The organism is Streptomyces sp. NPDC043854 (genome assembly GCF_056436005.1).
In genome coordinates this window covers 1-26,114 of record NZ_JBWKDK010000023.1, presented here as the reverse complement: position 1 = coordinate 26,114, position 26,114 = coordinate 1, and the positions used below count along the sequence as shown (strand labels likewise).

The 26,114-nt window shown below is 74.0% G+C and carries 21 protein-coding genes and 1 pseudogene; 9 read left to right on the top strand and 13 right to left on the bottom strand.

Annotation, left to right across the window (positions count from 1 at the left end):
- Positions 1 to 329 precede the first annotated feature (329 nt).
- The 5 genes from AC068A_RS21415 to AC068A_RS21395 are packed head-to-tail and all read right to left on the bottom strand — an operon-like array spanning position 330 to position 7,397.
- Positions 330 to 1,634: a lysine N(6)-hydroxylase/L-ornithine N(5)-oxygenase family protein gene (locus AC068A_RS21415; RefSeq protein WP_478587108.1), complete on the bottom strand. Its 1,305-nt coding sequence runs from the start codon at positions 1,632 to 1,634 to the stop codon at positions 330 to 332.
- Entirely contained in the window at positions 1,631 to 2,236 is a 606-nt protein-coding gene (locus tag AC068A_RS21410) for a GNAT family N-acetyltransferase (RefSeq protein ID WP_478587106.1), read from the bottom strand. The genes AC068A_RS21415 and AC068A_RS21410 overlap by 4 nt, the downstream gene beginning before the upstream one ends.
- Complete coding sequence (locus AC068A_RS21405; protein ID WP_478587104.1) at positions 2,233 to 4,041, bottom strand: IucA/IucC family protein; 1,809 nt, start codon at positions 4,039 to 4,041, stop codon at positions 2,233 to 2,235. The genes AC068A_RS21410 and AC068A_RS21405 overlap by 4 nt, the downstream gene beginning before the upstream one ends.
- Positions 4,038 to 5,576, bottom strand: a complete 1,539-nt coding sequence (locus AC068A_RS21400) for a pyridoxal phosphate-dependent decarboxylase family protein (RefSeq protein ID WP_478587102.1) — start codon at positions 5,574 to 5,576, stop codon at positions 4,038 to 4,040. Before AC068A_RS21400 ends, AC068A_RS21405 begins: the two co-directional genes overlap by 4 nt.
- A gap of 12 nt (positions 5,577 to 5,588) precedes the next feature.
- The gene (locus AC068A_RS21395) at positions 5,589 to 7,397 is read right to left on the bottom strand and encodes an IucA/IucC family protein (protein WP_478587100.1); all 1,809 of its coding nucleotides are present in this window, start codon (positions 7,395 to 7,397) and stop codon (positions 5,589 to 5,591) included.
- Between the two features lie 259 nt (positions 7,398 to 7,656).
- On the opposite strand from AC068A_RS21395, the gene AC068A_RS21390 reads away from it, so the two are divergent.
- A complete protein-coding gene (locus AC068A_RS21390; protein WP_478587098.1) occupies positions 7,657 to 9,147 on the top strand; it encodes an MFS transporter in 1,491 nt (496 codons plus the stop codon).
- Here the strand turns inward: AC068A_RS21390 and AC068A_RS21385 are convergent.
- From AC068A_RS21385 to AC068A_RS21370, 4 genes and pseudogenes are all read right to left on the bottom strand, one after another.
- On the bottom strand, positions 9,135 to 11,231 hold the full coding sequence (locus AC068A_RS21385) for an iron ABC transporter permease (protein ID WP_478587096.1): 2,097 nt from the start codon (positions 11,229 to 11,231) through the stop codon (positions 9,135 to 9,137). The two genes, AC068A_RS21390 and AC068A_RS21385, sit on opposite strands and share 13 nt — an antisense overlap.
- Complete coding sequence (locus AC068A_RS21380; protein WP_478587094.1) at positions 11,231 to 12,226, bottom strand: ABC transporter substrate-binding protein; 996 nt, start codon at positions 12,224 to 12,226, stop codon at positions 11,231 to 11,233. Before AC068A_RS21380 ends, AC068A_RS21385 begins: the two co-directional genes overlap by 1 nt.
- Before the next feature lie 445 nt (positions 12,227 to 12,671).
- Positions 12,672 to 13,271: pseudogene (locus tag AC068A_RS21375) on the bottom strand (ABC transporter ATP-binding protein); the annotation flags it as partial.
- 132 nt (positions 13,272 to 13,403) lie between these two features.
- Positions 13,404 to 14,678 carry an APC family permease gene (locus AC068A_RS21370; protein ID WP_478587092.1) on the bottom strand — a complete coding sequence of 425 codons (1,275 nt, stop codon included), beginning with the start codon at positions 14,676 to 14,678 and terminating at the stop codon, positions 13,404 to 13,406.
- A gap of 294 nt (positions 14,679 to 14,972) precedes the next feature.
- Here AC068A_RS21370 and AC068A_RS21365 point away from each other — a divergent pair, with 294 nt between their 5' ends.
- Positions 14,973 to 15,392 carry a TOBE domain-containing protein gene (locus tag AC068A_RS21365; RefSeq protein WP_478587090.1) on the top strand — a complete coding sequence of 140 codons (420 nt, stop codon included), beginning with the start codon at positions 14,973 to 14,975 and terminating at the stop codon, positions 15,390 to 15,392.
- Positions 15,393 to 15,558: 166 nt separating this feature from the next.
- On the opposite strand, the gene AC068A_RS21360 is transcribed toward AC068A_RS21365, so the two are convergent.
- The 3 genes from AC068A_RS21360 to AC068A_RS21350 form a co-directional block, all read right to left on the bottom strand.
- Positions 15,559 to 16,068 carry an O-acetyl-ADP-ribose deacetylase gene (locus tag AC068A_RS21360; RefSeq protein WP_478587088.1) on the bottom strand — a complete coding sequence of 170 codons (510 nt, stop codon included), beginning with the start codon at positions 16,066 to 16,068 and terminating at the stop codon, positions 15,559 to 15,561.
- Positions 16,068 to 17,486 (bottom strand): phytoene desaturase family protein, encoded by a 1,419-nt coding sequence (locus AC068A_RS21355; protein WP_478587086.1) that lies wholly within the window; start codon positions 17,484 to 17,486, stop codon positions 16,068 to 16,070. The genes AC068A_RS21360 and AC068A_RS21355 overlap by 1 nt, the downstream gene beginning before the upstream one ends.
- Positions 17,487 to 17,597: 111 nt before the next feature.
- On the bottom strand, positions 17,598 to 18,431 hold the full coding sequence (locus tag AC068A_RS21350) for an inositol monophosphatase family protein (protein ID WP_478587085.1): 834 nt from the start codon (positions 18,429 to 18,431) through the stop codon (positions 17,598 to 17,600).
- Positions 18,432 to 18,743: 312 nt separating this feature from the next.
- Between AC068A_RS21350 and AC068A_RS21345 the strand changes: the two genes are divergently transcribed.
- Together AC068A_RS21345 and AC068A_RS21340 are read left to right on the top strand one after the other, a co-directional pair.
- Complete coding sequence (locus AC068A_RS21345; RefSeq protein WP_478587083.1) at positions 18,744 to 19,697, top strand: aldo/keto reductase; 954 nt, start codon at positions 18,744 to 18,746, stop codon at positions 19,695 to 19,697.
- 67 nt (positions 19,698 to 19,764) lie between these two features.
- The gene (locus tag AC068A_RS21340; protein ID WP_478587081.1) at positions 19,765 to 20,991 is read left to right on the top strand and encodes a serine hydrolase domain-containing protein; all 1,227 of its coding nucleotides are present in this window, start codon (positions 19,765 to 19,767) and stop codon (positions 20,989 to 20,991) included.
- Here the strand turns inward: AC068A_RS21340 and AC068A_RS21335 are convergent.
- A complete protein-coding gene (locus AC068A_RS21335) occupies positions 20,897 to 21,790 on the bottom strand; it encodes a TetR family transcriptional regulator (protein WP_478587249.1) in 894 nt (297 codons plus the stop codon). The two genes, AC068A_RS21340 and AC068A_RS21335, sit on opposite strands and share 95 nt — an antisense overlap.
- 112 nt (positions 21,791 to 21,902) lie before the next feature.
- On the opposite strand from AC068A_RS21335, the gene AC068A_RS21330 reads away from it, so the two are divergent.
- The 5 genes from AC068A_RS21330 to AC068A_RS21310 all read left to right on the top strand — a co-directional run bounded on the left by AC068A_RS21330 (position 21,903) and on the right by AC068A_RS21310 (position 25,989).
- On the top strand, positions 21,903 to 23,033 hold the full coding sequence (locus tag AC068A_RS21330; RefSeq protein WP_478587079.1) for an IS701 family transposase: 1,131 nt from the start codon (positions 21,903 to 21,905) through the stop codon (positions 23,031 to 23,033).
- 110 nt (positions 23,034 to 23,143) lie between these two features.
- On the top strand, positions 23,144 to 23,584 hold the full coding sequence (locus AC068A_RS21325) for a MarR family winged helix-turn-helix transcriptional regulator (RefSeq protein ID WP_360630055.1): 441 nt from the start codon (positions 23,144 to 23,146) through the stop codon (positions 23,582 to 23,584).
- A 239-nt stretch (positions 23,585 to 23,823) separates the two neighbouring features.
- Positions 23,824 to 25,269, top strand: a complete 1,446-nt coding sequence (locus tag AC068A_RS21320; RefSeq protein ID WP_478587076.1) for an AMP-binding protein — start codon at positions 23,824 to 23,826, stop codon at positions 25,267 to 25,269.
- Positions 25,269 to 25,529: an acyl carrier protein gene (locus AC068A_RS21315; RefSeq protein ID WP_478587074.1), complete on the top strand. Its 261-nt coding sequence runs from the start codon at positions 25,269 to 25,271 to the stop codon at positions 25,527 to 25,529. The genes AC068A_RS21320 and AC068A_RS21315 overlap by 1 nt, the downstream gene beginning before the upstream one ends.
- An 85-nt stretch (positions 25,530 to 25,614) precedes the next feature.
- On the top strand, positions 25,615 to 25,989 hold the full coding sequence (locus tag AC068A_RS21310; protein WP_360630046.1) for an ectoine synthase: 375 nt from the start codon (positions 25,615 to 25,617) through the stop codon (positions 25,987 to 25,989).
- Positions 25,990 to 26,114: the final 125 nt, after the last annotated feature.

Here is a 26,114-nt window from a genome sequence, read left to right as displayed (position 1 = left end):
CGTCGGGCCGCTGACCTGACACGACGCGGGTCGCCTTCAGTTTACGTCCGGGGCCGTCGGCCGAAAATTCCGGCATAACTCTTGACTCATGACAAATCGGGAGGAAAATATTCTCTACACCGGAATACCAGAAAGAGCCACACCGCCTCTCGGAGACGTCCGGGAGCCCGCGTGACACTTGTCTAGGCTCTGGCCAGGCCCCCGGCAGAGACTGCCGACCAGGGAGTCATCGGCGACGGCTGATGCTCTCAGGATCGACAAGGCTGCCGGGGACTGCTGTGTGCGCCTGCCTGCTGTGTGTGCGCCTGCCCGGGGCGGCGGCCCCGCTGTCAGGCGTTCTGCCGGGGGGCCGTGAAGGTCGTGAAGGCGCTGCGCTTCGGAAGCCGGAAGGCCTCGCGGCCGGTGACGGCGTTCAGGATCGTGGCGTTGCGCACCGCCCCGATGTCCAGGTTCGGCGCCGAGACGCCGTGGCTGTGCACCTCGGCGTTGGCCACGAAGATGCGTCCCGCGATGCCCTCGGCGAGCTCCACGGAGTGGTCGAGGCGCACCCGGTAGCGGCCGCGGCCGTCCCGCAGCAGCAGGTGCTCGACGGGGTCGAGGAAGGCGGGCGGGCGGTTGCGGTAGCCCGTCGCGGCCACCACCAGGTCGGTGGTGTGCTCGAAGACCGCCCCGGTGTCGCGGTGCCGGCAGGACAGCACCGCCCGCCCCGCCGCGTCGACGGCGGCGGACTCCACGGTGATGCCGAAGCGCAGCTCCACGTCGGCGAGGCCGTGCTCCAGCTGGCGCCGGTACAGCAGCTCGTGGATCTGGTCGAGGGTGTCGGTGGAGATGCCCTTGTAGAACTGCCACTGCTCGCCGGCCAGCCGGTCCCGTACGTGCTCCGGCAGGGTGTGGAAGTACTGCATGTACGCCGGCGTGGTCATCTCCAGGACCAGCTTGGTGTAGTCCAGGGGTGCGAAGGAGGGGGTCCGGGTCAGCCAGGCCGCCGCCGGGCCGCCGTCCACGTTGCGGCCCAGCAGGTCCACCATGACCTCGGCACCCGACTGACCGGAGCCGACCACGGTGACCTTGCCGGCGTCCTGCACGTCGGCCGTCCGGTACAGGTACTCCGACGTGTGCAGCAGCCGCTCCCGGGGCAGGCCGGCCAGCGCCTCGGGCACGTGCGGCGCGGTGCCGATGCCGAGGACGAGGTTGCGGGCGGCCAGGTGCAGCCGGGTGCCGTCGCCGCGTACCACGTCCACGGCGAAGAGCTCGGGCCCGGGCTCCCAGCGGACCTCCTCGACGCGGTGGGAGAAGCGGACCGCGGGCAGGCGGGCCGCGGCCCAGCGCAGGTAGTCCTCGTACTCCCGGCGGGAGGGGAAGAAGTTCTCCCGCACGGTGAAGGTGTACAGCCGGTCCATGTCGTGGAGGTAGTGCAGGAACGACAGCGGGTGGCCGGGCGCGACGAGCGTGACGAGGTCGGCGAGGAAGTTCACCTGCATCGAGGCGTCCGCGAACATCATCCCGCGGTGCCAGGTGAATTCGGGCTGTTCCTCCAGGACCAGCAGGTCGAGGCCGTCCACGGACCGGGCGAGGGCGGCGAGGCCCAGGTTGAAGGGGCCGCAGCCGATCGCGATCACATCGTGTGCGGTCATCGGGGCAGGTCCTCCTCGCGGCGTGGCCGGCAGAGCAGGACGGCGGTCTTCTCGGGGAGCGTGATCTCCCGGACGCGGCGGTAGCCGGCGGCGCCGAACGCCCGGAGGGAGGCCGTGTTGGCCACGTCCGGTTCGGCGACCACCCGGCGGCAGGCGGGGTCGGCGGCGAGCAGCCCCTCGGCCAGGGACCGCAGCAGCGTCCGGCCCAGGCCCTTTCCGGTGCGGCCCTCCTCTCCGACGGCGATGTGCACACCCAGGTCGCGGGGGTGGTACGCGTAGTGCTCGGTCAGCCGGTCCCGGAGCACGCGGTACACCTCGACGTAGGCCAGCGGCTCGCCGTCGAGCGCGACGAGGACGGGCCTGATGGCGACGCCCTCGAGGTGTCCCGCGATCTCCTCGTGCCAGCGCTCGCGGGGCCAGGCCTGGTGCCAGAAGGCGTCGATGTGCGGGGACTGCATCCAGCCGTGGACCAGGTCGAGGTCGGCTCCGTCGGCGCGGGCGGTGCGGGCGGACCAGGGTCCGGGCAGCAGCGGCAGCGGCGGGCCGGGGACCTCGGCGTCCGGCCGGTCCGTCTCCGGCGGCAGCGGATGGGCGGACGTCATACGGCGGCCTCCTGAAGCGGGTTGGGGGCGTCGAGGTAGACGGACTGGGCGTCGAGCGGGGCGAGGACCTCGTCGATGCCGTGCAGCCGGGTGAGCAGGTTGGCCTTGCCGGGCAGGGTGGGGGCCGTCAGCCAGCGGCGCGCCAGCCGGTCGCCGTCCGGGCCGGCGGCGGCGAGGGCGGGCAGGGCGGCCCGCAGCCGGTCGGCGAGCACGGCCAGGAGGTCGGGTTCGGCGGCGAGTCCGTCGACGGCCAGGCTGCCGACGACCGACAGCGCCTGGTTGCGCAGGAGGTAGTAGGAGAGGCGGTCGTCCACGAGGGCGTCGTCCACGACGGCGAGGGTGGAGGAGTCGGCGCCGCTCCGCTTGAGGAGTTCCGGCAGGCGGGAGGCGGCCAGGTAGTAGCCCTGGTTGTCGCGGAAGGCGCTGCCGGCCACCCGGCCCTGCGCGTCCAGCCGGACCAGGGTGTTCTGCTGGTGGGCCTCCAGGCCGATGCCGGTGGCGGCGTACAGGTGGAGCATGGGCACGAGGACCCGGTCGGCGTAGTCGGCCGTCCACTGCTCGGCGGCGCCGGGACCCTGGGCGGACACCAGCTCGCCGAGCGCGCTGCGGCCGAGGCCCGGGCGGGGGGCGACCAGGCCCACGAGGCAGCGCAGGTCGGCGATGCCGTGCGGGACCTCCCGTACGGCGACGTCGAGGCCGGTCACCTCCGGGCCTTCCGGGCGGCCGGGTTCGTCCACGGCGATCCAGGCGGGGTCGCGGGTGATCGTGAACCCGGGGTGGGCGAGGAAGGTGCTGTCGGCGTGTCCGGCGTCGAGCAGCCGGTTGACCTCCAGGCCGCGGCGCAGTTCCGTACGGGTGGACTCGCGGCGGGAGTTGGTCAGCCGCAGGCCGAGGGAGAGCTTCAGCATGACCTCGGCGCCGGGCCGGTACACGGTGCGCAGGCTGGACGTCGGCCACCAGGCGGGGCCGAGCTCGCCGAGCGGTTCCAGCGCGCCGGAGGCGACGAGGGCGGCGATGCGCGGGCGGTGCAGCAGGTCGCGGGCCTGCCAGGGGTGGGCGGGGATCAGGATCCGGCCGTCGGTCCGGGGCTGCCCGGCGAGGTCGGCGAGGAGGGCGGCGGTGTCCCGGCCGGCCAGGGAGGGCGCCCCTGCGACGGCGTCGTGCGAGACGACCGACGGGTCGGCGGCGAACCAGTGCAGGCGGAACGAGCCGCGCAGTTCGGGCGAGAAGGCGGCGGTGTCGTGGTCGGAGATGCCGTCGCGGCTCTTGGGGGCCGGGTGGTTCAAGTGGCCGAGGAGGAGGGCCTGTTCGGAGTCGAGGAAGCCGTCCGTGCCGGGTGGCGGGGCCGGGTCCGCGCGGCGGTGGGTGAGGAACGCGGTGACGCGGCGCACGGATTCGGCGGTGCGCTCGACCAGGTCGGCGGCCTCGCCCGCGGGGACCCCGCCGGGGCGGGCGCCGCCCCGTACGGCCGCCTCCGCGGCGAGCAGGGCGACGGCCGTCACCGGGTCGGCGGGGTTGCCGAGCGGGCCGCCGGGGCCTTCGAGGCGTACGGGGGCGAAGCGGTGCCAGCCGGTGGGCGAGCAGTGGGTGACCTCGGTGACGAGGGCCAGTCCTGCGGTGGGCAGCTCGACCCGCAGCGGGCCGGGGCGGACGGGGGTCGCGGTCTCGAGGAGCCAGCAGCGCAGCAGGGCCTCGGTGTGGGCGTGCTCGGCGGCGGTGCGGGCGTCGGGGGCGTGCAGGGGGTCGGCGGTGTGCGGGGGGCCGGCCGGTGTGGTGGGGGTTGCAGCCGCGGCGGTGGTCGTCATGCGGCGGTCTCCTCGTTGAGTCGTTCACAGGTGCGTCCGGCCTCGAGGACGGTGTCCACGAGGCCGTCGATGTCGTCGGCGGTGGCGGACGGGTTGAGCAGGGTGAACTTCAGGCAGACCCGGTTCGGGGCGCCGGGTCCGTCGACCGGGGCCTCGGTGCGGCCGATGAGGGCGCTGCCCGACTGGAGCAGGCGGCGGCGGACGGCGCCGTTGAGGGCGTCGGCGGCCGCCGGGTCCGCGCCGCCCCGGTAGCGGAACACCACGGTCGTCAGCTCGGCCGGGGAGACCAGCTCCAGGTCGGGCTCGGCGAGGATGCGCCGTTCGGCGTGCCGGGCCAGGTCGTGGCAGGTGTCGACCATGCGGCCCAGGCCGCTGCGCCCGTATGCCAGGAGCGTGGCGGCGGCTTTGACCGCGTCGGGGCGCCGGGTGGTCTGGAGGCTCCGCCCGAGCAGGCCGCCGTAGCCGGCCTCGGTGTCGTCGGCCGGGTTGAGGTAGGCGACCTCGCGGTCGAGCGCGGTGAAGGCGCTGCTGTCCGAGACCAGCAGGGCGCTGGCGGCGGCCGGCTGCCAGCCCAGCTTGTGCAGGTCGAGGGTGACGGAGTCGGCCAGGTCCAGTCCGGCGAGGCGGTCGGCGAGGCGGTCGGAGAACAGGGCGCCGAAGCCGTACGCGGCGTCGACGTGGGTCCACATCCCGTGGTCCGCCGCGATCTCCGCGATCTGTGCGAGCGGGTCGACGGAGCCGAAGTCGGTGGTCCCGGCGGTGGCGACGACCGCGACCGGGGTCTGGTCGGGGCGCAGGGACGCCAGCGCGGCGGCGAGGGCCTCGGGCCGCATGCGCCGGTGCTCGTCGGCGGGCACGGGGCGTACGGCCGCTTCGCCGAGTCCGAGGGTGGCGCAGGCGCGGTGCGTGGAGAAGTGGGCGTACGGGGAGCAGAAGACCACCGGTGCGGGAAGTGCCGCCACGCCCTGTTCGCGGACGTCGATGCCGCGGCGAAGGGCGGCCGCGTCCCGGGCGAGGAGCAGCCCCATCAGGTTGGAGAGGGAGCCGCCGGGGGTGAGGACGCCGTCGGCGCGGTCGCCGAGCCCGGCCAGGCCGGTGAGGGCTGCGATCAGCCAGCGTTCGACGGCGATGGCCGAGGGGCCGGAGTCGTAGGTGTCGAGGGAGGCGTTGCCGGCGCCGGCCAGGGTGTCCGCGGCGATCGCGACGGCGAGCGGCGGGGGCTGGAGGTGGGCGGCGGCCCGGGGGTGGGCCAGGTCGAGGCCCTGTTCCACCAGGACGGCGGTCAGCCGCTGGAGGGCGGCCTTGGCGCCGAGTCCCTCGTCGGGGAGGCGGGGCGGTCCGAGTGCCTCTGCGGCCGCGGCGAGGACGTCGGCGGGGTTGCCGGGCGGGATGGGTCCGGCCGGGCGGGGGGTGGCCGCCAGGGTGTCGATGATCTCGCCGAGCAGGCCGTGGACCTCGTCCAGCCCGTCGAGGCAGAGGGCGGGCGACGGCGGCGACGAGGGGGGCCGGGGCGGTAATGCGGTCAGCGGTATCACGCTCTGGCCTCCTCAGTCGGCAGCAAGCGGGCTGGGATGGGTGCCGTTCGGGTACAGCGCGTGGCGCAGGGCCCGGTCGCCGTAGCGGGTGACCACGATCCGGTCGCGGTTCAGCCCGTACCGCGGGATCTCGGGGGTGAGCAGGTCGTACTCGGCGAACCGGTCGGACAGTTCGGGGAAGCGCTTGTGGAAGTCGAGGATGGTCTGCCGGACGAGTCGCCAGAAGGTCCGCTCCGGTACGCCGAGCTGGTCGGCGCAGAGCGGTGCGAGGTAGCGGAAATGGCCCACGAAGACCTGGTCGACGACGTGCTGGCGGATGACCGACGGGTGCTTGCGCGGCAGGACGTGCTCTTGGCCGTCGGGCTCCGGGCCGCGCTCGGGCACGTCGGTGAAGGACACGCACACGTCGTCGACGAAGTCCTTCAGGTACAGGCGGGCCGGCACGTCGTTGTCGTCGTAGCCGATCAGGGTGTTCTGGCCGTGCGGGTTGAAGGTGATCCCGTAGCGGTAGAGGACGTGGAGGATCGGCACGAGCAGGGTGTCGAACAGGCGGCGCAGCCAGTCCTGCGGGTCCAGGCCCGAGGCGCGGACGAGTTCGGCGGCGAACGCGCGGCCGGTGTGGTCGGTGTGCAGCAGCGAGGCGAAGGTACGGACCCGCTCGTCGGGGTCCTTGCGCGCCGACACCGATTCGCGCCAGATGCAGCCGAGGGTCTCCAGGTACTGGTAGGGAGCCCCGTCGAGCCGGGAGAGGTAGGGGTGGTGGACGGTCACCGAGGCGACCTCGCCGAGGAAGACGGTCCGGCATTCCTCCGTCAGGAACGGGTCGCGCTCGACCAGTCCGCGCAGCCACTGCGTGACGACGGGCGCCCCGGCCGTGCAGTGCGGCGGGATGCCGCGCCAGACCAGGGTGTTGAGGATCTTCAGGGGGAGTTTGACGTCGTACCGGTCGGGGGCGGTGACGTTGGCCATCGTCCGGATCGACTGGCCCGGGAGGTACGCGTCGGGGCTCTCGCCGAGCGGGACGATGCGGCGCTGCGCCACGTCGGCGGCGTGCAGGACCTGGACGGCGTGGTCCCACTGCCAGGGGTGCACGGGCAGCCGCACGTAGGCCTCGGGGTCGACTCCGGCCCGTTCCAGGACGGCGGTGAACCGTCCTTGCGTCTCCTCGTCCAGCTCCCGCGCGAGGATCTCGCGTTCGGACAGCTCGGAGGTGCCGCGGAACTCGGCGAGGCCGCGGTGCACGGCCACCCACTGGAGCTTGAGCGGCTGCGCGGACTCGGGTGCGTAGCGGCGTACGTCGGTGGCGGAGAAGCCGATCCGGCCCTTGTTGGCGACGAGCAGGTTGTGGCCGGTCATCCGGCACTCCAGCTCGGTGTGGCCGAGGGCGCGCAGCTCGGCCGCGGTCTCGCCGCCGTGCGTGAGGCGGGCGGCGTCGACGGCGAGGGTGGCGGAGAGCTCGGTGAGGTAGGTGGCGACCGTCGACGGGTCGCTGTCGATCGTCGTGGCGGCCTCGATGAGGAACTGCTGGACGTCCCAGGCGGGTTGGGCGATGGAGTTGCCGAGCATGCCGGTGGCGGTGCGGGTGACCGAGTCCGGGTCGACGCGCAGCCAGCCGTAGGCGCCGGGTTCGGCGCGGAAGGCGTAGGTCGTGCCGCTCGCGAGGTCGACGCGGTAGCCGTCGCCGGTTTCGACCGCCTTGAGCATGTCCTCGAAGCACCATTCGCCGAGGGCCTTGGCGAGGAGGCGGCGGTTGGCTTCCCGCCAGGCGGCGGGGGATACGTCCGGCAGGTCCGGCACGGGGTGGTCGGGGGGCAGGGGCATCGGGGCGGCTCCTGTATCCGTCTCGTGGCACCCGGAGGCAATCCGTCCAGGCGAGGCAAGATTAGGGAAGGCTTACCTAATTTACAATCGCAACTTTCGGCCATATGGCGGCAACTGACATTCCCTCATGAATGAACTTAGGTTAGGCTTACCAATCCGCATGCCCGTTTCAGCTCTATGCGCTCGGGGTGAATCAGTGGCGCCTTCCCGCAGTGGCTCTCCGCGATGGACGTTCGCTCTGGTCAGCACCGGCGGCGTCATGATGACGCTGGACGTCACCGTGGTGAACGTCGCGCTCGCCGACATCGCCGGATCCCTGGATGTCGGCCTCGCCCGCGTGCAGTGGACCGTTTCCGCCTACTCCCTCGCCTTCGGAGCGCTGCTGCTCACCGCGGGCGCGCTCTCCGACCGCATCGGGCGCAAGACCGTGTTCGTGGCCGGAATGACGCTGTTCACGGTGGCATCGGCCGTATGCGGTCTCGCGCCGGACGCGGGCACGCTCGTCGCGGCGCGCGCCGCCCAGGGGCTGGGCGGCTCCCTGGTGTTCGCACCGAGCCTCGCCCTGCTCGCGGCCGCCTACGAGGGCGCCCGCCGGCAGGCCGCCATCGCCGCGTTCGCCGCCGTCGCCTCGGCGGCCGGCGCCCTCGGACCCGTGGTCGGCGGCCTCTTCGTCAGCGGGCTCGGCTGGCGCTGGATCTTCCTGGTGAACGTGCCGATCGGGGTCCTGGCCGTGGCCGGGGCGCTGGCCCGCATGCCCGGGGCACAGGCACCGCCCGCCGCGGGGGCCGCCCGGCGCCGACTCGACCCCCTGGGCGCGCTGCTCGCCGTGGGCGCCCTCCTCGCCCTGCACTATCCCCTGACCGCCGGGCCGGAAGCCGGCTGGACCTCGCCCCGCGTCCTGCTGCCGGCGGCCGCCGGGATCGCGCTCACCGCCGCCCTGGTGGCCGCCCAGCGCCGCGGGGACGGCCTGATCGACCTGGCCCTGTTGCGCATCCGCGCGCTCTCCGGCGCCGCCGCGCTCGGGTTCCTCGCTCGGATGTCCAGCCTGGGCGTACTGGCCTTCACCACCCTGTGGCTCCAGAGCAGCCATGCGTACTCCCCCCTTCAGGTCGGGCTGTACCTCCTCCCGCTGACCGGCAGCCTGCTGCTGGCCGGCCTGTTCGTGGCCCGGCTCCAGCGGTCGTTCACCCCGCACGCCCTCGTGGCGGGCGGCTTCGGGCTCCAGGGGCTGGGCCTGCTGGCGCTGGCCGCCGCCGCGTCCGGCGCCGCCGGGACCGCCGGCCAGGACGGGGCGGCCGGGCCCGCCACCGCGGCCGGGCTGGTGCTGCTCGGCGTCGGGGGGGCCGTCATCTTCCCGCCGTTGATGGGCGTCGCCGTGGGCGCTGTGCCCGAGGACCGGGCGGGCCTGGCCTCCGGGCTCACCAACGCCTGCTACCCGCTCGGCACCGCGACCGGCGTCGCGGCCTTCGGCGCCCTGTTCGCCGCCCGCCTCGACGCCGGGCTCGGCGGCGCGGCGGGGGGCGCGGCGCGGGACGCGGTCGGCACCGGGCGCCTCGAACTCCTCGACCCCGCGCTCCGGCCGCTCGCCCGGTCCGCCTTCTCGGGCGCCTACACGGCCGTCTGCCTGGCCTCCGCCGCCGTCTGCCTGGTCGGCGTCCTCGCCGCCCGTACGCTCCGGGACGGCGCGCCCGGGGCCGCCGCCGGCCCGGCCGGGAAGCCCGCCCGGGTCCGTACGGCTCAGACCTCCTGAGTCCGGCGCAGCAGCCACACCAGGTACGGGGCGCCCACCAGCGCGGTCACCACGCCCACCGGGATCTCGGTCGGCGCGAGCAGCCAGCGCCCCAGCGCGTCCGAGCAGACCACCAGCAGCGCGCCCAGCACCGCGGCCATGGGCACCATCCGCGCGGTGTGGCTGCCGACCAGGCGGCGCGCCAGGTGCGGGGCGACCAGCCCGACGAAGCCGACCGCGCCGACGGCGGCGGCGGTGCCCGCGGCCAGCACGGCGCCCGCGCCGAGGACGAGCAGCCGGGCGCGGCCCAGTTCCAGGCCGAGGGAGCGCGGCAGCTCCTCCCCCAGCGCGAGCAGGTCCACCGGCCGCGCCGCGACCACCAGCAGCACCGCAACCAGCGCGGGCAGGGCCAGCCAGCCCAGCGCCGAGAGGTCACGGCCGTAGGTGCTGCCGGCGAGCCAGCCGAGGGCGGCCGAGATGTTCATCTGCGCGCCCACGACCAGGATGTTGACCAGGGCCATCGCGGTGGCGGCCGCCCCGAGGCCGACCAGCACCACCCGGGTCGGGTCCAGTCCGGGGCGCCCCCCGCCGGTACTCCCCCGAGCGACGAGGACGACGACGACCAGCATCAGCAGGCCCCCGGCGGCCGCGGCGGCCGGCAGCGCGGCCAGCGGCGCGGACGGGACGGCCAGGATGACGGTGACCGCACCGAGGGAGGATCCCGCGGTGACGCCGACGAGTCCCGGCTCGGCCAGCGGGTTGCGTACGACGGCCTGCACCGCCGCACCGGCCACGGCCAGGCAGGCGCCGGCCACGGCGGCCACCAGGATGCGCGGCAGCCGGTAGCCGACCACCGCTTCGGTGATCTGCTCGGCGGACCCGGAGAGCAGCGCGCCGAGCTGGCCCCAGCCGATCTCCACGTCGCCCAGGCGCAGGGACACCACGACGGCCGCGGCCAGCGCGATCAGCCCCCCGCCGAGCACGGCCGCGAAGCCGGGGGCGCGCCGCCGGTCGGAGACGGCGACGGCCGCCCCGGTGTCCGCGTCACCGGTGCTGATCCGGCGCGCCAGGGCCATGAAGACCGGGCCGCCGAGGAGCGCCGTGACCACCCCGACCGGGATCTCCGCGGGCTGCGTGGCGGACGGGGGCGCGATCAGCTGGGCGGCCGCGTCCGCCGCGAGGACCAGGGCGGCGGCCAGCAGGGCCGCGGTCGGGATGAGCTCGGCGTGCTTGCGCATGCCCAGCTGCCGTACGGCGACGGGGGCGATGAGCCCGACGAAGCCGATCGGCCCGGCCAGTGAGACCGCGCCGGCGGAGAGCAGCACGGCGACGAGGAAGGCCGCGGGCCGGATCCGCTCCACGCGGACGCCCATCGCCTGGGCCGTCTCGTCGCCGAGGGCGAGCAGGTCCAGCGGGCGGGCCAGGAACGGGGCGCACAGGGCGCCGGCGAGGACCAGGGCGCCGAGGGTGAGCGGCCGTTCCAGCCCGGACTGCATGAGGGTGCCGTTGCCCCAGAAGAACAGTCCCCGCGTCGCCTGCACGTCGAGCATCTGGAGGAACTCCGCGGCCGCCGTGCCGGCGAGGGCGACGGTCGCCCCGGCGAGGAGCACCCGCCCGGGGGTCATCACGCCCCCGCCGGTGAGCAGCTGGACCACGGCCACGGCGAGGAGCCCGCCGAGGAACGCGGCGCCCCCGGCGGGCAGCGGCCCGAGGCTCAGGCCGGTGAACGCCACCAGCACGACGGCGAGGTAGGCGCCGGCGTTGACGCCGAGCGTGTCGGGCGCCGCGAGCGGGTTGCGGGTCGCGCCCTGGACGAGGACGCCGGAGACGCCCAGCGCCACGCCGACGACCAGCCCGGTCAGGGTGCGCGGCAGCCGGCTGCCGAGCAGGATGTCGGCGGTCCGCGGGTCGCCGCGGCCCAGGACCAGGTCCGCGATGTCGGCGAGCCCCACACCGGACGCGCCCTGCCCGAGGTGGACCAGGGCGACCAGGCACAGGACCAGCGCCAGGGCGCCGCCCGTGAGCAGGGCGCGCGAGCGGCCCCCGGCGGGCCGGCGCGCCGCCGGCCGGGGGCCGGCGGCTGCCGTCAGGGTGTCCGGGGCCATCAGACCTTCAGGGCCTTGCCGGTCTCGTCGAGGATGTGCAGCGCGGAGAGCGGGCCGCCGAAGAGCCAGGTGCCGGGGTCGAGCGGGACGGCCTTGTCGTTCTTGACGAAGTCGAGGCCCTTCCACACGGCGTTGGCGGCGAGGGCCCCGGTGAACGGGTTGTCCTTGTCGGCGGCGACGTAGAGGAAGGTGGAGTCGCCCTCCACCTTGGTCAGGCCCTCGACGCCGACCGTGGTCATGCCCCAGGCGTCGGGCTCGCCCTTCCAGCCGTTCTTCAGGCCGGCGAGGTTCAGCACCTGCGGGGCGATGGCGTCGTCGGTGAGCATGCGGACGGTGGCGGTGCCGTTGGCGGTGAAGCCCTGCCCGACGGCGTACTTCAGGCCGCCCTTGCCCGCCTTGTCGAGGCGGGCCTTGAGGTCGGCGGCCCGGGCGTCGATCTGCCCGGTGACCTCGGCCGCCTTGTCCTGCTTTCCGACGGCCTTGGCCAGCTCGGCGAAGTTCTTCTTCATCGTCTGGAGCTGCGGCTTGGTGGTGTACGTGAACGACACCACCGGGGCGATCTCCTGGAGCTGCTTCAGGTTCGCCTTGGAGCGGTCGTTGTCGATCACGATGAGGTCCGGCTGGAGCGCCCGGATCTTCTCCAGGCTCGGCTCATTGCGGGTGCCGACGTCGGTGACGTTCTGGGGCAGGGCGGCCCCCTTCGCGGTGATCCAGGTGCCGTAGCCCTTGTTGTCGGCATTCCCCACCGGGGTGACCCCGAGGGCGACCAGCTCCTCGGTGTACGTCCATTCCAGCGTCACCACCTTGGTGGCGGGCTTGTCCAGGGTGACCTTGCCCTGGGCGGTGTCGAGGACGATGGCGGCGCCCGCGGGCGCGTCCCCGCTCTTCTTGGGGTCCGCGGTCTCGCCGACCGTTCCGGACCCGCAGGCGGCCGCGGCCAGCATCAGTGCCAGGGCGGCCCCCGCCGTCGTCAAGGCGCGCGACATCCTCTGCATGGCGAATCTCTCCTCAGTGAAGGAACGGGGTGGTGCGGTCGGAAGGGGTGGCGTGCGCGCCGGCCCGGCGGCGGTCTCAGACGGCGGGCGGCACGGCCTCGGCGGAGGACACGGCCTCGGCGGAGGAGGCCGAGGACACGGCCTCGCCGGAGGACACGGCCTCCGTGGAGGGCACGGCCTCGGCGGGCGGCCGCTGCGGGAAGCAGGCGAGGTACCCGGTGGCCGGGTCGCGGACGACGCTCACGCGCAGGCCGAAGGCACGGTCGATGACCTCGGGGGTCAGCACGGCGGCGGGATCGCCCGCTGCCGTGATCCCGCCGTCGGCGACGACCACGACCTCGTCGGCGTAGGCCGCGGCCTGCATCAGGTCGTGCAGCACCACGCCGCAGGCGATGGCGTGCTCGCGGGCCAGCCGGCGTACGACGTCGAGCACTTCGAACTGGTGGCGCATGTCGAGGTAAGTGGTGGGCTCGTCCAGCAGCAGCACGCCGGCCCGCTGCGCCAGCACCATGGCCAGCCAGGCGCGCTGGCGCTCGCCGCCCGAGAGTTCGTCGAGCCGCCGGTCGACGAGGGGGGCGGCGTCGGTGACGTCGAGGGCCCAGTCGATCGCCTCGGTGTCCTCGCCCGTGTGCCGGGAGAGGGCGCCGCGATGGGCGTAGCGGCCGTGGCGGACGAGCTCGCGTACGGTGACCCCGGCGGGGGCCTGCGAGGTCTGCGGAAGGAACGCCAGGCGCTGGGACAGCGTCCGGCGGCCGAAGGAGCGCAGCGGTGCGCCGTCGATGCGCACCTCGCCGCCGATGGGGGGCAGCAGTCCGGCCACCGTGCGCAACAGCGTGGATTTCCCACAGCCGTTGGGGCCGACCAGGACCGTGATCGCGCCCGAGCGGAGCGCGAGGTCCACCTGCCCCAGTACCGGGCGGCCCGCATGCCCGACGTCGAGTCTCTCCGCCACCAGCCGGACGTCGCCTAATGCCACCGCTTCCCTCCCCGTCCCGGATTCTCGAACGCCACCATACAACTTAGGTAAGGCAGCCCTAAGATCCATTTCGGAAACCCGGGGGACCTGTGACCATGTCGAGATCCTGCGCACCACCACACACCCCCGACACACACTCACCACCCCTTGCGCGGAGGGGAGTTGGCCGGTAATGACGCATGGCCCCCGGCCTGGCGGGGGCTACGCCCGGCGGCGTCCCACGGCCTCCCGGATTCCGTAGGCGGCGGCTCCGGCGGCGAGCACCGCGGCCCCGGAGGCCACCGAGGAGGCCGGCAGGGCGAAGGCCAGGACCAGGCAGCCGGCCAGTCCGAGGACGGGGACGATCCGGGGCGGCCGGCCCTCGTCCCGGGTGAGGGTCCATGCGGAGGCGTTGGCGACGGCGTAGTACGCGAGCACCCCGAAGGAGGAGAAGCCGATGGCGCCGCGCAGGTCAGCCGTCGCCGCCAGGACCGCGACGACACCGCCGACGAGGAGCTCGGCCCGGTGGGGGACCTTGAACCTCGGGTGGACGGCGGCCAGGGCGTGCGGCAGGTGCCGGTCCCGGGCCATGGCCAGGGTGGTGCGGGAGACGCCCAGGATCAGTGCCAGCAGCGAGCCGAGCGCGGCCACCGCCGCCCCGGCCCGGACGACCGGCACCAGCCGGTCGGCGCCCGCGGCGCGGGCCGCGTCCGACAGCGGGGCGGCGGAGTCCGCCAGCCCCTGCGCGCCGAGCACCGCCAGGACCGCGAGCGCGACCAGGGCGTACACGGCGAGGGTGATGCCGAGCGCGATCGGGACGGCCCGCGGGATCGTGCGTGCCGGGTCGCGGACCTCCTCGCCGAGGGTGGCGATGCGCGCGTACCCGGCGAACGCGAAGAACAGCAGGCCCGCGGCCTGGAGCACGCCGCCGGGACCCGTGCCGGTGCCGATGGCGAGCCGGGCCGCGTCCGCCGCCCCGGAGGTGAGGGCGGCTACGGCGACCGCGGCGAGCACCGCCAGGACGACCGCCACGATGACCCGGGTCAGCAGCGCCGACTTCTGCACCCCGGCGTAGTTCACCGCGGTCAGCGCCACCACGGCCGCGACGGCGACCGCGTGCGCCTGGCCGGGCCACAGGTACGAGCCGACGGTGAGGGCCATCGCCGCGCAGGACGCGGTCTTGCCGACCACGAAGGCCCACCCGGCGAGGTACCCCCAGAACTCCCCGAGCCGCTCACGGCCGTACACGTAGGTGCCGCCGGATGCCGGGTAGCGGGCGGCGAGGCGGGCGGAGGAGGTGGCGTTGCAGAACGCGACCACGGCCGCCAGGGCCAGGCCGATCAACAGCCCGGAACCCGCCGCGCGGGCGGCGGGGGCCAGGGCGGCGAAGATCCCCGCGCCGATCATCGACCCCAGGCCGATGACCACCGCGTCGGTGACCCCCAGCCGCCGCCGCAGCTCGTCCGGTCCCCCGGCCCCGGCCACCGGCTCCGCCATGCCCTGCTCCCCTCGCCGCGGGGCCCCGTCCGGGCCCCGACCGCGGCAGACGATAGCGGGCGGGCGTGAACGGGCCGGGGCGTCGCGGGGCGGGCCGGGGCGGGGCCGGGCGCGCGGGGCGTGCGGATCCCGCGGATCCCGCGGACCGTGAACCGGCTTCCGAGCCGGGCGGGTGATTCCGGCGGGCCGTTGCGAGGGGCCGAGCCGGGGCCCGCCGGACGCCGACTACGGTCGATCTTGATCGGTCCTGCCGGACCGGCCCAGCACCCGAGCACACCACGAGGACGGGCACTCATGAGCCTGAGCATCCGCAACCGGATCCCCGGCACCGTCACCGCCGTCACCGCGGACGAGGCGATGGCTACGGTGAAGGTCCGACTGGACGGCGGCCAGAACATCACGGCCGCCATCACCGCGGGGGCCGTCAAGGACCTCGGCATCGCCCCCGGGGCCTCCGTGAACGCGCTGGTCAAAGCCACCGAGGTGGCCCTGGCCACCAGTCATGTGGACGGCATCTCCATCCGCAACCAGCTCGCCGGCACCGTCACGGGCATCGCCGTCGGCGGCGCCATGGCCGCCGTCACCGTGGACGTGGAGGGCGGCGGCCTGACCGCCGTGATCACCAACGAGGCGGTGGAGGCGCTCGGCCTGGCAGCCGGCTCCCCCGTCGTCGCGCTGATCAAGTCGACGGAGATCCTGCTCTCCGCCACCTGATCCCCGCCACCGGCTGAGCACGCCGAACCGGACGACGGCGACGGCGCGTCCCCGGCGGCGGCACCCTGAGGCGGCACCGCCGCGGTGACCGCCCGAAGGCGACACCTGAACGCCGGCCCCGGAGGGCTTGCCGCGCCCACCGGGCAGGGTGCGCGACCGGGGCCGGTCAGGCCAGGGCGGCCTCGAACGCGGCGTAGGCCGGGGCGTCGAAGAGGACGAAGCGGACCTCTTCCACCGAGGTGGCGGCCGCGCGGACGGTTTCCACCGCGATGCGGGCGCCGTCGTCCATCGGCCAGCCGTAGATGCCGGTGGAGATGGCCGGGAAGGCGACCGTACGGGCGCCCAGCTCGTCCGCGACGCGCAGCGACTCGCGGTAGCAGGAGGCGAGCAGGGCGCTGCGGTCCTCCGTGCCCGACCAGACCGGGCCCACGGTGTGGATCACCCACTGGGCGTGGAGGCGGCCCGCGGTCGTGGCGACGGCCCGGCCCGTCGGGAGGCCCTTGCCGTAGCGGGAGGCGCGCAGGGCCCGGCAGGCCTCCAGGATCTCCGGGCCGCCGCGCCGGTGGATGGCTCCGTCCACTCCCCCGCCGCCCAGCAGCGAGGAGTTCGCGGCGTTGACCAGCGCGTCCGCCTGCTCGGCGGTGATGTCGCCCTGGACGAGGGTGATGCGGACCATCAGGAGGCCTTTCGCAGGTGCCGCCAGACCGCCTTGGCCGCGTTGTGGCCGGACATGCCGTGCACGCCGGGGCCGGGCGGGGTGGCGGAGGAGCAGAGGAAGACGGCGGGGTGGGGGGTGGTGTACGGGGACAGGGACAGTTTCGGGCGCAGCAGCAGTTGGAGCCCGGATGCCGCGCCGCAGGCGATGTCCCCGCCGACGTAGTTGGGGTTGCGGGCGGCGAGCTGCGGCGGGCCGGCGGTGGCCCGGGCGAGCACCAGGTCGCGGAAGCCCGGTGCGAAACGCTCGAGTTGGCGTTCGACGGCGTCGGTGAGGTCGCCGTCCCAGCCCGCGGGGACGTGCCCGTACGCCCAGAAGACGTGCTTGCCCTCGGGTGCCCGGCCCGGGTCGGCGAGGCTGGGCTGAGCGGTGATCAGGAACGGGGCGCGGGGGGCCCGCCCACCGGAGGCGAGCTGGAGGGCGGCGTCGATGTCGCGGGCCCGCGGCCCGATCTGGACGGTGCCGGCCCGGCGCGGGGCCTCGGCGGTCCACGGCACGGGCCCGGACAGCGCGTAGTCGATCTTGAAGACGGAGGCGCCGTACCGGTAGCCGTCGTACGCGCGCCCCAGGCGGGCGATGCGGGCCAGCGCGGTCGGCGAGGTGTCGAAGACGTACGCGCGGGCCGGGGGGAGGTCGTCGAGGCGCTTGACCTCGAAGTCCGTGTGGATGCTGCCGCCCAGGTCGGCGAGGTACCCGGCGAGGGCGTCGGAGACCGACTGGGAGCCGCCGCGCGCCATGGGCCAGCCGCCCGCGTGCGCGGCGAGGGCGAAGACGAGGCCGACGGCGCCGGTGGCGATGCCGTCCAGCGGTGCGATGACATGGGCGACGAGCCCTGCGAACAGGGCCTTGGCCCGCTCGTCCCGGAACCGCCGCAACAGCCAGGTGGAGGGCGGCAGTCCGGCCAGCCCGAAGCGGGCCAGGGTGACCGGGTCGCGGGGCAGGGCGGTGGCGGGCAGGGACATGAAGTCCCGGGCCAGGGTGTCCCATCTGCCGAGGAACGGCGCGACCAGCCGCCGGTACGCCCCGGCGTCGCGCGGCCCGAGGGAGGCGGCGGTCTCGGCGACGGAGCGGGAGAGCACGGCGGCCGTGCCGTCGTCGAAGGGGTGCGCCATCGGCAGCGGGGCGTGCACCCATTCCAGCCCGTACCGCTTCAGCGGCATCGCGGCGAACGCCGGGGAGCCGACGCCCAGCGGGTGGACCGCCGAGCAGGGGTCGTGCCGGAATCCGGGGAGGGTGAGCTCCTCGGTCCGGGCCCCGCCGCCGACGGCCTCCGCGGCTTCGAAGACGGCCACCGAGAAGCCGCGCCGGGCCAGTTCGACGGCGGCCGTCAGCCCGTTGGGCCCCGCCCCCACCACGACCGCATCGAGAATCGACGGCACTTTGCGACTCCTTCGTCCGGTGGCGCCACCGCCCCCAGGATATTCGGACCGCCTCCGCGGGCTCGGGGTACGGCCGCGGCGGCCCCCGGGTTCGTCAGATCGGGACGCCGGTCAGGCGCCGCGCAGCAGCTCGCGGATCCGTACGGCCGTGGTTTCGTCGCGGCCCACCGCGAAGGGCAGCTCGTTGTCCCGGTCGACCCGGAAGGGGACCCCGGCGACGGTGCCCTGCGCCCCGCCGGCCTCGGCGACGAGCAGCAGCCCGGCCGCGTGGTCCCAGGCCGAGGGCCAGGTGAAGGCGAGGCCGTCCACCTCGCCGCGGGCCACCTTCAGGTACTCCAGCCCGGCCGAGCCGCAGGGGCGGGGGGCGACGCCCGGCACGTCCAGGCGGGACAGGATCCGCTTGTCGCCGTCGGTGGTGTACAGCGGGTGCGCCACGGCCACGCGCAGGTCCGCGCCCGGGTCCGGGGAGCCGCAGTGCAGGCGTTCCTCCCCCAGGTACGCGCCCTGCCCGCGCACGGCGGTGGCCATCTCGTCCAGGGCCGGGGCGAAGGTCCAGGAGGCGAGGATCTCCCCGTGGTGGGCGAGCGCGACCAAGGTGCAGAAGTGGGGGTCGCCGGAGACGAACTGCCGGGTGCCGTCGACGGGGTCCACGATCCAGACCGGGGCGTCGCCGCGCAGCGCCCCGTACACGGTCGGGTCGGCGTGCACGGCCTCCTCGCCGACGACGGCCGAGCCGGGCAGCAGCCGGGTGAGGGAGGCCGTGAGGTACTCCTCGGCCTTGCGGTCGGCGACGGTCACCAGATCGTGCGGACCGCTCTTCTCGTCCACCTCGTGCTCGGCGAGCTGCCGGAACCTCGGCATGATCTCGGCGGCGGCCGCCTTGCGGACGGCCTCCTCGACGGCGGACAGGTCACGGGCCAGGAACTCTTCGATCGCTTCGATCATGCCCCCATCACATCACGCCCGGCCCGCGATCCCCACCGCAATTGCGGACCGGCGGCTGTCCCCCGGGTGGCCATCGGGTGAAGACGCGTGGGGGCGTCGACGCACCCGGGGGCGCGCTTCCCGGACGCGTCGGGGACGCGGCCGAGCCGCTGTGGAGGTGCCCGATCGTGCGAGCCGGTGCCGAGCGGAGCACGGTGAACATGCCGAAGTCGTCCGAGATCGGCAAGTAGGACCGGGACGCTGTGCTTCGGCATCCTGAGCTGATGCCATGAGGTGGTCGCTTTCCTCCGTGGAGAAAGGAGCTCTCACAGGATGCGGACCACAACACTGGGTAGGGACGGGCCGGTCGTCGGCCGGCTGGGACTGGGGGCGATGGGCCTTTCGTACCGCTACGCCCCCGCCCTGAAGGACAAGGGCACGGCGGTATCGCTGGTCCAGAAGGCGATGGACCTCGGAGTCAACCTCGTTGAGACGGCGGGCGCCTACGCGGCCGGGGACAACGAAAGGCTGATCGGTGAGGCCATCCGCGGGCGCCGGGACGAAGTGGTGCTGTGTACCGGCGGCGGCCTGCTCGGCGACGCGGACGGCGTGCTGCGGCCCGCGGGCGGTCCGCGGGAGCTGAGGACCGCGGTCGACGAGAGCCTGCGCCGGCTGCACGTGGACCACATCGACCTCTACCTGCTGCGCCGCGTCGATCCCGGCGTACCGCTGGAGGAGAGCTGGGGCGCGCTGGCCGAGCAGGTCTGGGCGGGAAAGATCCGCATGCTGGGGCTGCCCGTCGTCACCGTGCAGGAGGCCCGGGCCGCCGAAGCCGTGCACGAGGCGGCGGCGATCGCCGCCGAGGTGTCGCTGTTCACGCGCTGCGGTCTCGACGACGTCGTGCCGTACGCGGTGGAGCGCCGGATCGCGCTGCTGGCCGGCGCCCCGCTCGGCCGCGGCCTGCTGGCCGGTGCGCTGTCCCGGTCCGACGATCTGCCTCCGGGCGACTGGCGGCGTACCCAGCCCCGCTTCGCCCCGCGCGCCATCCGCCACAATTTCGCGCTCACGCAGGCCGTCGCCCACGTGGCCGCCCGGCACGAGGTCACCCCCGCGCAGGTCGCCCTGGCGTGGCTGCTCCGGCTCGGCGAGCACGTGGTACCGCTGCCCGGCACGAGGGCGCCGGACCACCTCGCGGAGAACCTCGGCGGCGACCGGCTGCACCTGACCGAGCAGGACCTGACCGACCTGGAGTTCCTCCCCTACCCGGCGGGTGCCCCAGAGGTATGAGCAGGTATGAGCCCCACTCAGCTCACGCCGCTGTCCCCCACTGCCCACCTCTTCTGGAGTGCTTCACATGACGACCTCTCTGGTACAGCAGGTCCTCCTGCGGCCGGGGGCGACGACGACCGGCGTCCACGGAACGACAGCGCCCGGGTTCGCCTCCGTGCGCCACCTCTTCGAACGGGCCTGCCAGGACGCGGGTCCGCCCGGTTCCCAGGGAGCCGCGCTGGCGGTCGTACGGGACGGTGAACTGGTCGTCGACCTGTGGCACGGCACCGCCGACCCGGTCACCCGGACGCCGTGGACCGGCGACACCCTCCAGCCCGTGCTGATGGGCTCCCACGCGATCCTGGCCACGGCGGTCCTGCTGCTCGCCGACATGGGCGCGCTCGAACTGGACCGGCCCATCGCCGACTACTGGCCGGAGTTCGCGGTGCGCGGCAAGGGCGCGGTGACGCTGCGGGACGTGCTGACGTTCACCGCCCGCCTGCCGGGCATGGCGGTGGGCCTCGACCAGCGGGACGTCGAGAACCCGCGCATGATGGCCACGTTGCTCGAAATGCACAGCCTGGAGGACGACCCCCGGGCCGGCGGCGTGCTGCACGGGCCGTGGACCGCCGGGTGGGTCGCCGCCGAGGTGGTACGCCGGGTCGACGGCCGCGATCTCGACCTCTTCTTCCTGGAGGAGATCGCGGGCCCGCTGGGCCTCGACGTCCATTTCGGCCTCGTCCCCGATCAACTGCCGCAGGCCGCGCGGATCTCGTACGACGCGGGCTTCCGCGCCCGTTTCCCGGCGCCGGCCGACGGGGCGGGCGACGGCGAAGCGGAGCTCATCGGGCGGGTGTGGAACAACCCGTCCCCGTTCCCCGCGGACGCCGGGATGTGGAGCGAGACCCGGCGGCGCCACGCGGTCATCCCCTCGTTGGGGGCGTACGCGTCGGCCCGCGGTCTTGCCCGGTTCCAGGGTGTCCTGGCCGCGGACGCCGTACGGGCCCCGGGTGAGGAGCCGCTGCTGTTGTCGCGGCGCACGCTCGACCAGGCGCGGAGCTTCTGGGCCGAGGGCCTGGATCCGCTGCTCGGCGGGATCAGCGCGTACGGCGAGGGCGGCCTCCAGCTCCTCGACGAGGGCCTCCACCCGGCCGTCCGCTCCGGCGCCTTCGGTCACCAGGGTCCCGGCGGAGTCGCCTATCAGGCCTGGCCACAGGTCAGGGCCGGGGCCGCCTGGGTCTGCAACCGGCTGACAGCGGTCCCCGGCGCGGGGGTTCTGGACGAGGTGGCGAGGGCGCTGCGGACCGTCTGACACCGCAGGCCACGGCCGGCGTGGGGGGGGGGGGGGGGGGGGGGGGGGGGGGGGGGGGGGGGGGGGGGGGGGGGGGGGGGGGGGGGGGGGGGGGGGCGGGGGGGGGGGGGGGGGGGGGGGGGGGGGGGGGGGGGGGGGGGGTGGCGAAGCGCGACCGAACCCCCCGAACACAAAACCCCCCCCCCCCCGCCCCCCTCCCCCCCCCCCTCTCCCCCCCCCCCCCCCCCCCCCACCACATCGCGGCTGCCCGGCCCGTCCGATCGGCGACGAGGCCGTGGAGGACGATGTCCCAGACCGCGTCCCGGGGCGCGTCGTGGGTGGCCATGGCGCCCTCCGCGAGGTGCGCCAGCAGGGCCACGGCGTCCTCGGGGGACACGCCGGGACGGAGCCGGTGCGCGCCATCGGCGCGGTCGAGCAGGCGTCGGAGTACGGGAAGCCAGGCCTCGGCCAGCGGCGGTACGCCCTCGGGGCGGTCGGCTTCCAGGCGACGCGCAGCGCGTACGAACGGGTCCTCGTGCGCCAGCCGGGCCAGACAGCCGATCAGGGTGCGCAGCTGCCGCAACGGGTCCGCGGCATCCGCGAGGTCCTCCAGGCAGCGCCCGAAGCGGGCGCGCCCGGCCCTGCGCACATCCTCGGCCAGGACCCTCTTGGTCCCGAAGTGGAAGGTCAGAGAGCCGATCGAGGTCGCCGCCCGCAAGACGACCCCTTGGAGGGAGGCGCCTTCGTAGCCGCGCTCGGCGAACTCGTCGGCGGCTGCTTCCAACAGGGCTTGGCGCGTCTTGGAGGCCCGTTCCTGCATGCGCCTTCTCCTTAGACCTTGGCAAGTAGTCGTATTCTGCCGAGAAAATATAACGAACGTTCTCTACGTTTGCTAATCTTGACGGAGACGGCTCACCTGGGAGGGACCTGCAGTGACGACGACGCACGAGATGCCCGACGTGGCGGCCGGCCGACCGCCGGGCGACCTGCCCCGGCGCCTGTTCGGCCATTTGCACCGCTCCGACCAGCAGCGTTGGGGGCATGTGTACCTGCAGGGGCTGATGCGGACTCAGGGGAAGAAGACCGTGCGCCGCATGGCGGCCGTCGTGACCGGATCGGAGGCGGCGTCGACGTCACTCCACCAGTTCGTCAACGCCAGCCCCTGGGAGTGGGCCCGGGCGCGCGGCGAGCTGGCCCGCTGGGCGGCTCAGTCGCTGCCGGTACGGGCCTGGACGCTGGCGCCGGCGGTGCTGCCCAAGCGCGGCAGCCACTCGGTCGGCGTGCACCAGCGCTTCCTGCCGGAGTCCGGGCGCACCGTCAACTGCCAGCTGGGATTCGGCCTGTTCCTGGATGTCGGGCGGGCCCACGTACCGGTCGACTGGAGGCTCTTCCTGCCTCCCCGGTTCACCCGCGACGAGGCGGTGCGCGATCGGGTGAAGATCCCCGAGACGGAGGAGGCCGAGCCGCTGTGGGCCCACGCCCTGCGCCTGGTCCAGGAGGTGACGTCATGGTCGAACGGGCGGACGGCGCCGGTGGTGGCCGACCTGACGGCCCTGTGCGACGTCGTGCCGCTGGCGCGGAGGCTGCACGGCAGCGGGCACTCCTTCGTCCTCGCCATCCCGGGCCAGACCACCCTCGCCGACCCGGAACTGCCTCCAGGCGAAAAGGAGTCGGTCCGCGGCCTGCTGCTGCGCCGGGGCGTACGGCACCCGGCGGGGGCGGGCCCGCAGGTCGTCTCGTACGACACGCCGATGCGCGGGCTGCGCCCGGACGGCGAGCCCGGTCGCGCGGCGGGCCGGCTGCTGGCCGAGTGGGACGCGAGCGGCGGGCGCCCGGGCCGGATCTGGCTGACGAACATCACCGACCGCCACCCGGCCGAACTGCTGGAGCTGGCCCGTTCGCCCCGGGGAGCGCAGGCCGCGATCCACCGCATGGGGGAGGACTTCGGCCTCCTCGATTTCGAGGGCCGGTCCTTCCCCGGCTGGCACCGGCACATGACCCTCGTCTCGGCCGCCTACGCGTGCAGCACCCTGGAGGACATGGAACGCCGACCGATTGCTTGACTCTACAATTTTATCGCGGTACGGGTCGCCCTTTGCGGCTCCTGACACTCCCCAGATTGTTGCATGGGCATGTATCTTGTGCTGGAGAGCAGTCAGAAGGGAGCCGTTCCATGACGAGCCACCAGCAGCCGCGCGCAGCCTCCGATCATGCCATGTGGGAGGCCGTCCTCGGCCTGCACGCCTTCGTGGAGCGCCAGCTCGCGCACACCCTGCAGCGACGCCACGGAGTCGGCCTGTCCGAGTACCGGGCCCTGGAGGTCCTCACCCAGGCCGAGGCGGGCGAATGCCGCATGCAGGAGCTCGCAGACCGCATCGGTCTGGGTCAGAGCTCGGTGACCCGCCTGGTGGGGCGACTGGGCGGCGCCGGCTACGTCTACAAGGACAACTGCGCCGACGACAAGCGCGGCGTCTTCGCCGTCATCACGGACGAGGGCCGCAAGCGCTACCAGGACGCCCGTACCACGTACGCCGACGTCCTCAGCTCGGCCCTCAACACCGCGAGCGCCGACGACCGGTTCGCTCGCGCGGTGCAGGCGCTGCGCAGCGCCTGACGCGATCACGACAGACGGCGGGAGGCGCCCGGGATAACCCGGCCCCCGCCGTCTTTTGCATGTTCGAGCTTCTTTCCGGCACACGAGCCAGTGACCTGGATCACATCCCGCTCGATATTTATATGCTTGACCATGCAAATACGTACCCGTAGATTCTCTCTCGTAGCCAAGAACACGCCAATCTCCACGAGGGGGGACCGTTGCCTTCGCCTCGCCTGTTAAGGGCAATCAGCCGGCACGTGCAGGAACAGCCCGACAGCACGGCGCTCGTCTTCGCCGGCCGACAGGTCACCTACGCGGACCTCGAGCGGCTGACCCGCCGCGCCGCCGCGGACCTCGACAGCGCCGACTTCGGCCCCGTACGCGCCCTGTGCGTCCCGGCCCACAAGTCACCGGAGACCATCGCGCTGCTGCTGGCGGCATGGCGGCAGGGGATCAACACCCTGGTCCCGTCGCCCAGCCTGGGCGCCGCCGCCCTGTCCACACTCACCGCCCAGGCCCACGGCCCGCTGTCCGCCGCCGCGGTCCCCGGCGGCGGCGTGACCCTGTCACGGGAGGAGGCCGACCCCGCGCTGTCGGAAGGCTTCAGCGCCCCCGACCCCGAGGAGTCGCTGCTGACCCTCACCACCTCCGGATCCACCGGCGTACCCAAACTCGTCCCGATCGGCATCGAGGCCTTCGACCGCTTCGGCGCCTGGGCCACAAGGAAGTTCGGGCTCGACGGCGGCACCAGGTCGCTGAGCTTCTCGCCGCTCAACTTCGACCTGGCGCTCCTCGACGTCTGGGCGGTGCTGGAGGTCGGCGGCACCGTCGTACTGGCCGACGCCGGAGCCAGCGGGGACGCCGGCTACCTGCGTGACCTCACGCAGAGCAACGAGGTGACCCTGGTCCAGGGGGTGCCGCTGCTGCACCGGCTCCTGGCCGCGGACGACGCCCGCTACCCGGCGGTCCGTACGGTCGTGTTCACCGGGGAGGCCGTTTCCGAGCAGGGACTGCAGGACGCCTTCGCCGCCTGTCCGGCCGCCCGCTTCCACAACGTCTTCGGCTGTACGGAGACCAATGACAGCTTCATCCACGACATCGACCCGGCCGCGTACGTGCATCCGCTGCCCATCGGCACCCCGATCGACGGCACGGACACCGTGCTGCTGATCGAGGGGGCCGACGGCACCGAGGTCCTGCGGGGTCCCGGCACCGGCGAACTGCTGGTGCACACCCCCTTCCAGACCCGCGGCTATCTGGAGCAGGCCCGCAACGCGCACGCCTTCATCCCGGACCCGCGCGGCGGCGACGCCATGTTCTACCGAACCGGCGACCTGGTCCACCGCGACGCCGGCGGCAGCTTCTTCCTGCAGGGGCGTACCGACTTCCAGGTCAAGGTGCGCGGTGTGCGGACCAACGCCCTGGAGGTCGAGACCGTCCTCGAGGCACATCCGGACGTCGTCGAGGCCGCCGTCGTCGCGCTGCCCTGCCCCGAGGCCGGCAATCGGCTGCACGCCGAAGTGGTGCGCCGGGACGGCACCTCCCTGAGCTCGCTGGCCCTGCGGGCGTACGCGGCGAAGCACCTGCCGCGGCACGCCGTGCCCAGCTCGGTGGGGCTGGGCGGCGCTCCGCTGCCGAAGACCCCGACCGGCAAACCGGACCGCAATTCGATCAAGAACACCCAACTGAACGGAGGCTCTTGATGAGCACCGGCACCAACGATCCGATCCGCGACTACATCGTCCAGGACTTCCTGGCCGGTGAGGACACCGAGGACCTGACCGATGACTTCGACCTCATCGAGAGCACCGTCGTGAACAGCCTCGGTCTGGTCCGCCTCATCTCCTGGATCTCCGAGACGTACAGCATCCCCGTCGACGACATCCCGCTGGAGCCGGATGTCTACCGCACGCTCGCGGACATCCGGGGCTTCGTCAGCCAGGCCGCTGCGACCAGAGTCTGACAGGCCGTTCTCTCTCCCCCCACACACAGCACAACCCGCACCACCCGCACACGCCCAGAACACAGCGATGACAGGAGTACACGCCATGATCGTCCGTTCCCTTTCCGACGTCCCCGCGGTCGAGTGGGGCAGCGGCACCAGCCACCGCCTGCTCACCGAGGCCGACGGTATGGGCTTCACCGTCTGCGAGACGCTGGTCCGCCAGGGCACCTCGAGCGGGCTGCAGTACCTCGGCCACCTGGAGGCCTGCTACTGCATAGGCGGCTCGGGCGAGGTCGTCGCCACGGACGGTACCCGCCACAAGATCACCCCCGGGACCATCTACGCCCTGGACAAGAACGACGCCCACCACCTGATCGCCTCCGACGACGAGGACCTGCTCCTCGTCTCCGTCTTCAGCCCGGCGCTGCGTGGCGACGAGAAGCACTCGCTCTCCGAGGACGGATTCTCCCGCTACTGATCCGCGATGCCGGGTGCGGGGGGGGGGGGGGGGGGGGGGGGGGGGGGCGCCCCCCCCCCCCCCCCCCCCCCCGCGGCGGCCTTCGCCCGCTCCTCGGCGCGTTTGCCGCCCGTGCTGCTGCAGCC

Excerpts from the sequence above, each read along its gene's own strand:
- AC068A_RS21395 (WP_478587100.1), bottom strand. The coding sequence starts at position 7,397 with ATGCCCCTGCCCCCCGACCACCCCGTGCCGGACCTGCCGGACGTATCC.
- AC068A_RS21360 (WP_478587088.1), bottom strand. The coding sequence starts at position 16,068 with ATGGTCCGCATCACCCTCGTCCAGGGCGACATCACCGCCGAGCAGGCG.
- AC068A_RS21390 (WP_478587098.1), top strand. The coding sequence starts at position 7,657 with ATGATGACGCTGGACGTCACCGTGGTGAACGTCGCGCTCGCCGACATC.
- AC068A_RS21385 (WP_478587096.1), bottom strand. The coding sequence starts at position 11,231 with ATGGCCCCGGACACCCTGACGGCAGCCGCCGGCCCCCGGCCGGCGGCG.
- AC068A_RS21325 (WP_360630055.1), top strand. The coding sequence starts at position 23,144 with ATGACGAGCCACCAGCAGCCGCGCGCAGCCTCCGATCATGCCATGTGG.
- AC068A_RS21405 (WP_478587104.1), bottom strand. The coding sequence starts at position 4,041 with ATGACGACCACCGCCGCGGCTGCAACCCCCACCACACCGGCCGGCCCC.
- AC068A_RS21315 (WP_478587074.1), top strand. The coding sequence starts at position 25,269 with ATGAGCACCGGCACCAACGATCCGATCCGCGACTACATCGTCCAGGAC.
- AC068A_RS21365 (WP_478587090.1), top strand. The coding sequence starts at position 14,973 with ATGAGCCTGAGCATCCGCAACCGGATCCCCGGCACCGTCACCGCCGTC.
- AC068A_RS21410 (WP_478587106.1), bottom strand. The coding sequence starts at position 2,236 with ATGACGTCCGCCCATCCGCTGCCGCCGGAGACGGACCGGCCGGACGCC.
- AC068A_RS21340 (WP_478587081.1), top strand. The coding sequence starts at position 19,765 with ATGACGACCTCTCTGGTACAGCAGGTCCTCCTGCGGCCGGGGGCGACG.
- AC068A_RS21345 (WP_478587083.1), top strand. The coding sequence starts at position 18,744 with ATGCGGACCACAACACTGGGTAGGGACGGGCCGGTCGTCGGCCGGCTG.
- AC068A_RS21310 (WP_360630046.1), top strand. The coding sequence starts at position 25,615 with ATGATCGTCCGTTCCCTTTCCGACGTCCCCGCGGTCGAGTGGGGCAGC.
- AC068A_RS21380 (WP_478587094.1), bottom strand. The coding sequence starts at position 12,226 with ATGCAGAGGATGTCGCGCGCCTTGACGACGGCGGGGGCCGCCCTGGCA.
- AC068A_RS21415 (WP_478587108.1), bottom strand. The coding sequence starts at position 1,634 with ATGACCGCACACGATGTGATCGCGATCGGCTGCGGCCCCTTCAACCTG.
- AC068A_RS21370 (WP_478587092.1), bottom strand. The coding sequence starts at position 14,678 with ATGGCGGAGCCGGTGGCCGGGGCCGGGGGACCGGACGAGCTGCGGCGG.
- AC068A_RS21335 (WP_478587249.1), bottom strand. The coding sequence starts at position 21,790 with ATGCAGGAACGGGCCTCCAAGACGCGCCAAGCCCTGTTGGAAGCAGCC.
- AC068A_RS21350 (WP_478587085.1), bottom strand. The coding sequence starts at position 18,431 with ATGATCGAAGCGATCGAAGAGTTCCTGGCCCGTGACCTGTCCGCCGTC.